Annotated in this window: 5 protein-coding genes; 1 reads left to right on the top strand and 4 read right to left on the bottom strand. The window is 65.9% G+C overall.

Annotated features, from left to right (window positions below; all coding sequences use genetic code 11):
• Positions 1-635: PucR family transcriptional regulator (locus tag GPA_RS16110; RefSeq protein WP_041239825.1), on the top strand; the 635-nt coding region annotated here is incomplete at its 5' end.
• Here the strand turns inward: GPA_RS16110 and GPA_RS16105 are convergent.
• The 4 genes from GPA_RS16105 to GPA_RS16090 all read right to left on the bottom strand — a co-directional run bounded on the left by GPA_RS16105 (position 632) and on the right by GPA_RS16090 (position 5,086).
• Positions 632-823: a hypothetical protein gene (locus GPA_RS16105; protein ID WP_015540526.1), complete on the bottom strand. Its 192-nt coding sequence runs from the start codon at positions 821-823 to the stop codon at positions 632-634. The two genes, GPA_RS16110 and GPA_RS16105, sit on opposite strands and share 4 nt — an antisense overlap.
• 104 nt (positions 824-927) lie before the next feature.
• Positions 928-2,196, bottom strand: a complete 1,269-nt coding sequence (locus tag GPA_RS16100) for an MFS transporter (protein ID WP_041239824.1) — start codon at positions 2,194-2,196, stop codon at positions 928-930.
• Between the two features lie 131 nt (positions 2,197-2,327).
• On the bottom strand, positions 2,328-2,675 hold the full coding sequence (locus GPA_RS16095) for a 4Fe-4S dicluster domain-containing protein (RefSeq protein WP_015540524.1): 348 nt from the start codon (positions 2,673-2,675) through the stop codon (positions 2,328-2,330).
• Complete coding sequence (locus GPA_RS16090; protein ID WP_015540523.1) at positions 2,645-5,086, bottom strand: molybdopterin-dependent oxidoreductase; 2,442 nt, start codon at positions 5,084-5,086, stop codon at positions 2,645-2,647. The genes GPA_RS16095 and GPA_RS16090 overlap by 31 nt, the downstream gene beginning before the upstream one ends.
• Positions 5,087-5,480 lie beyond the last annotated feature (394 nt).

Genomic DNA, 5,480 nt, shown 5'->3' with positions numbered 1-5,480 from the left:
ACCGCGCCGAGGTGCTGGCGCTCTGCTACGCGCCGCCGAGCGACTGCCGCCTCGCGCACCGCCGCACCCTCGACGAGCTCGAGGAGCACGTGAGCGGCCCCTTGGGCATCGACTGCGGCGTGTCGGAGATATTCGAGGGCATCGAGAACCTCGACATGGCGTACCGGCAGGCGAAGATCGCGCTCGGACTGCGCCAGACCATCCGCCTGCAGCTCTCCGCCGCCGAGGACGCCGACCGCGGCGCGTACCTGTTCGGCGACGCGCTCATGTACTTCCTCGTGGACCCGGCGGAAAAGGACGAGCGGTTCATGCGGTTCTGCTTCTCGCATACCGTGGTGGAGAAGATCCAGGCCGAGGACGTTGCCAACAACACGAACTACCTGGCCCTGTTCTGGCACTACCTGAACAGCGGTCGCAACGCCACCGCCGTGGCGTCGCGGCTCCACCTGCACCGCAACACGGTGCTCTACCACATAGAGAAGATCCAGCGCCGCTTCGACTTCGACCTCGCCCTCCCCGGCGCCCGCGAGCGCATGCTGCTGGACTTCAAGGCCTTCTTCCTCACCGAGGGCAGCGAGTCCGTGGCCCGGATATTCGCCGAGGCCCCGGAGAGCAAAAGCGCCATGCGCGCTTAGGGAATCCTCTTTCCCGGCGCGAGGCTCGTCGTGCCGGATTGCAGCTCGAGGGAGCAGCCGCAGGCGGCGCAGGTGCGCGTGCCCGGATCGTTCATGCGGCCGCACGACGGGCAGCGGCGCACGAGGATGGCCGGCGGCTTCTCGCCCCGGCAGCGGCCGCAGTTCATGCAGTAATGGCAGTTGCCCATGTTGATCCCGTCTTCTCCCTTCCCGCCGGAATCCTGTCCAGGCCCCTTGCCCGGAAGGGGCGGCGGAGGCCGGGCGCTGTGGCGCCCGGCCCCGTCGGACCCTCTTACTCCGCCCGCTCGGCAGGAGCAGCGGCCTGCTCGTCGGCTATCTTGCGCGCCACGGAGCTGCGCACGTTCGGGAACAGGAAGAGCGATGCCGCGGCCACGAGGCAGAGCACGGCCGTGGCCACGTAGACGCCCTGGTAGTACGGCACGCCGTCCACCGCCCCCGTCGCCGCGATGGCGAGGGGCGAGATCACATAGGACGCGATGAGGAACATGCCGAAGTTCTGGAACGTGGCCTGGATGCCGCCCACCACGCCGTAATGCTCGGGCCTCACGCTGGGAAGCAGCGTGGGCAGCATCTTCGTGAACGGCATGACCGAGGCCATGAGCACGGGCTGGATGCAGAAGAGCACCCAGGTGATAGGCCCGTACGGCAGGAAGAACACGAGCGCGAAGCACACGGCCGTGCCCGCGAGGCACGCGATGAACGGCGCCCGCATGTTCTTGAACAACTTCGCGAACACCACCGGCAGCGCCATGGACGCCACGCAGGCGATGACCGTGTTCAGCGTGGACAGGTCGCCCGCCACCGCCGTGAGGCTCGGGTCGCCCATGAGCGCAGTAACGGCGGCCACCATGTAGGAGCCGTTCACGTTCGTCATGCCGAACACGAGGAGCGCCACGATGACCACGGCCCACACGTGCCAGTTCCTCGCCACCACGCGCAGGTAGGTGCCCACCGGCTCGACGGAGCGGTGCTCGCCGTCGGGATGCTTGCGGTACACCGCGAACCACGCCACCACGCCCACCGCCATGAGGCCGAAGCTGAACCACCACGCGTCCTGGATGGCGGCCACGCGCGAGCCGTACCAGATGGCCAGCGCCGCGCCCGCCGACATGCCGGCCGTGTACACGCCCATGGCGAACGAGTTCGCCGTGCCGGGAAACCACAGGCGCAGGAGCTTCGCGGAGTTCGCGTTGAGCGCCGCCACGCCCATGCCCATGAAGAAGCTCGAGGCGAAGAGCGTCCAGTAGTCGGCCGAGAAGCAGCGCGCGAGCGCGCCCAGAAGCGACACGACGAACGCCGCCGCGAACACCTTTCCCAGGCCCATGCGGTCGGCCAGCACGCCGCCGGCCGTGCAGAACAGCACCCCTGAGAAGTACGGGATGGACATGATCATGGAGAACATCATGGGCTCGCACTGGTAGTGCTGCATCACCAGTATCGCCGCGCCGCCCGGCACGATGAACGAGAACTGCAGGCTCACGAGCAGCACCGTCATGCCTATCAGGATAGCCCACCGCCACGGATAGAGTTTCTCTTGCATAAGAACCTCCTTGTTGAAAAATCCCCTGATATCCGCGCAAACGGCTCCAGCCGGCCTCGCAGGGCCAGCCGAAGATCCGATTTGCACGGTGCCCGCGCCCCCGGCCACGAAGCCAAGGGCGCGGTTGAGAACTACTTCGCGAAGATCACCATCTTGTCCTTCGCGGCCGCCTTAGCCTTGGCGGCGAGCTCCTCCAGCGTGCCGTAGACCATGACGCCGGCCTGGCAGTGGTGCACGCAGGTGGGAAGCTTGCCGGCCTCCACGCGCACGGCGCACAGGTCGCACAGGTGCGTGGGCACGGGCAGGTAGTCGTACTCCCACACGCCGTCGGAGCACTGGCGCGGGCCGTCCTGCACGATCTTGATGCCGAAGTCGCCCTTGGGCAGGTCATGCTCCTTCTTGCAGGCCACCTCGCAGGCGTGGCAGCCCGAGCAGTACTGGTAGTCGATCAGAAGGCCGTATTCGCCGGTTTGTGCCATGATGTCTCCCCCTTATTGTTCTGGTCGTAGAAGCTGGGCTCGTCGCTCTTGTGCGAGGGGCCGTGCGTGTAGCCGTTCGTGGCCGTCACCTGGTAGGTGGGCTGGTCCTCGGGCCTCATGTTGTCCGGCGTGCAGGGGTACACCTTCGCCATGCCGCACTTGATGGGCGCGCCGTAGCCGGACGGGCCGTTCTCGCACATGGGAATGAGGTTGTTCGGGTTGCAGTCGAACACGCCGAACAGGCTCGGCTCGGCCGCCTCCTGCTCGGGGAACCACCAGCCGTGCTCGGTGGAGATGACGCGGGGATCGAGCGTGTCGTTGAAGCGCGCCACCTGGCGACACTTGCCCATCTGGTTCTCGATCCAGGTCCACTGGCCCTCGGCCACGCCGTATTTCGCCGCCGTGTCGGGATGGATGTCGAAGTAGGGCACCGGGTGCAGCTCGCGGCTCGTCGTGTTCGCCTGGCGCCACTCGGAGTGGAAGAACTCGAAGGAGCGCTTGCCCGTGGTGAGCACGAGCGGGTACTCCTCGGCCAGCTCCGGCGTGGAGACCGGCGAGGTGGGAGGCTCCTCGTAGAACGGCAGCGCGTCCACGCCCCAGCTGTCGAACAGGCTGATGTAGAACTCGTAGCGGCCCGTAGGGGTCATGAAGCCGGGCTGGCCGTCGGGACGCAGCAGGCCCTTCTCGTACTTGTAGTAGCGGAAGTCGTTGTAGATCATGCCGGCATGGTCGTTCTCCAGCTCCTCCATGGTGAAGCCGCAGTTGCCCACCTGGAGGCGCCAGTTCATGTAGTCGCGCGGCTCCTTGACCCACTCGGGCCAGCTCTCGGGTGCCAAACGGTGCCCCAGGTCGATCATGATCTGCTCGTCTTCCTTCGCCTCGTAGAAGCTCGAGCACTTCGTGAGCGAGCGGACCGGGTCGAACCACACGCGGATGCAGTCGCGCTCGTTGGACATGGCGCAGGGCAGCACGAGGTCGGCGCAGGCCACGATGAACGGCGTCTTGAACAGGTCGACCACGCAGATGAACGGTACCTTCTCCATGGCGCGGTAGATGCGCGGCGCGTCCTGGCCCATGTTCGTGATGGGGTTGGAGGACTGGATCCACAGCATGTTCACCGGGCGCGGGTCGCCCTTCTCGTCAAGGCCGGTCTCGCACGCCTCGAGGATGGCGTCGGACTGGGAGGACGCCGTGAAGCCGTACTTCTTCAGGTTGTACTTGGAGTTGCCCAGGCGCTTCTCCACCATGCCCTCTTTGAGGTACTCGATGCCGGAGTTGTAGCCGAACTCCAGGCCGCAGGCCTGGTCGATGAGGATGTTGCCGCCGGGGTTGTCGATGTTGCCCGTGATGCCGGCCAAGCAGGCGATGGCGTGGGCCGTAGGGGTGCCGATCTTCGACATGTCCACGGCGAGGCCCCACTGGATGGTGGAGGGGTGGGCCTTCGCGTAGAAGCGCGCGGCCTCCACGATGAGCTCGGGCTCGACCCAGCAGATCTCGGCCACCTTCTCAACCGGATAGTCCTTCACGCGCTCGGCAAGCGCCTCAAAGCCGTAGGTCCACTTGTCGATGAAGTCGTGGTCCACGAGGTCCTCGCCGATGATGACGTTCATCATGCCGAGGGCGAGCGCCGCGTCGGTGCCGGGGCGCAGGCGCAGCCAGTACTTGGACTTGGAGGCGATCCACGTGAGCTGCGGGTCGATGGTCACGAGCTCGCTGCCGCGCTTCATGGCCTCCACGATCCAGTGGCCGAGGAAGGCGTCGGAGTTGCACACGACCGGGTTCGTGCCCCAGATGACGATGCACTCGGGGATCTGCCACTCGGGGTCGTTCTCGTAGCGGTCGGGGCGGAACTGGCTCATGTCGGCCACCCACTGGTTGCCCATGACCACGTAGCAGAGCGCCGTGCGCGGCAGCATGCACGAGTCGCCCGACAGGAAGCAGAGCGTGAGGTCGGGGCCGCCGAAGTTCGCGTACTGGTTGTGCGCGATGACCTGCGAGACGTTGCGGCCGGTGCCGATCATGGAGATGATGGACTCGGGGCCGTCCTTCTCCTGGAACGCGCGGACCTTTTCCTCGATGATATCGTAGGCCTCGTCCCAGCTCACGCGCTCCCACTTGTCCTCGCCGCGCTTCCCGGCGCGCTTCATGGGGTAGCGCAGGCGCTCCTCGTGGTTCACGAGCTCGGGCAGCTCCAGGCAGCGCATGCAGAGGCGCCCCTGGTTGAACGGGCTGTTCGGATCGCCCTCAACCTTCACGAGCTTGCCGTCGTCGTCCGTGTAGAAGATCACCTGGCATCCCTCGTGGCAGCCCGGGCCCGACCACATGGTCGTGCGCGTGGCGGTGAGGTCGCCCTCCTTCCAGTGCAGCTTCTTCGGGTACAGGTCAAGGTTGTACTCGTTGTTGTACTCCATACCTATTCCTCTCTTCCCTCGTCCTTTGGGTCTCCGAACGCCGGGTGGAACCGACCGCTCGTCGAATACCGCCATTCTAGGGAGCAGGCCTGCGGCCGCGAAACGGAGGAAGTTCCAAAAACTCGGGCGAACTTTTGGAACATCCTCTATAGGCCGCCGCTCGGGGCGTTTTCTATACTGCAAAGCGTGGCGGACCCGTCGGACGCTGTGGACGTGAAACGCGTCATGCCTGATGGGAGAGGCATCCGCTCGCAGCGAATGCCGCGCGCGGCCATGCGCCGACGCGCCGCCGACCTGTCGGAACCAATCGGGAAAGAGGTTGAGAGACCATGTGCTTCAGACCAACGGCCGTCGAACTGAACAAGAAATGCCCGGAGTGCGGACGCTCGTGCGA

Origin of the sequence: Gordonibacter pamelaeae 7-10-1-b, assembly GCF_000210055.1 — a bacterium.
Lineage (GTDB): Bacteria > Actinomycetota > Coriobacteriia > Coriobacteriales > Eggerthellaceae > Gordonibacter > Gordonibacter pamelaeae.
This window is presented reverse-complemented; position numbering and strand designations above follow the sequence as displayed.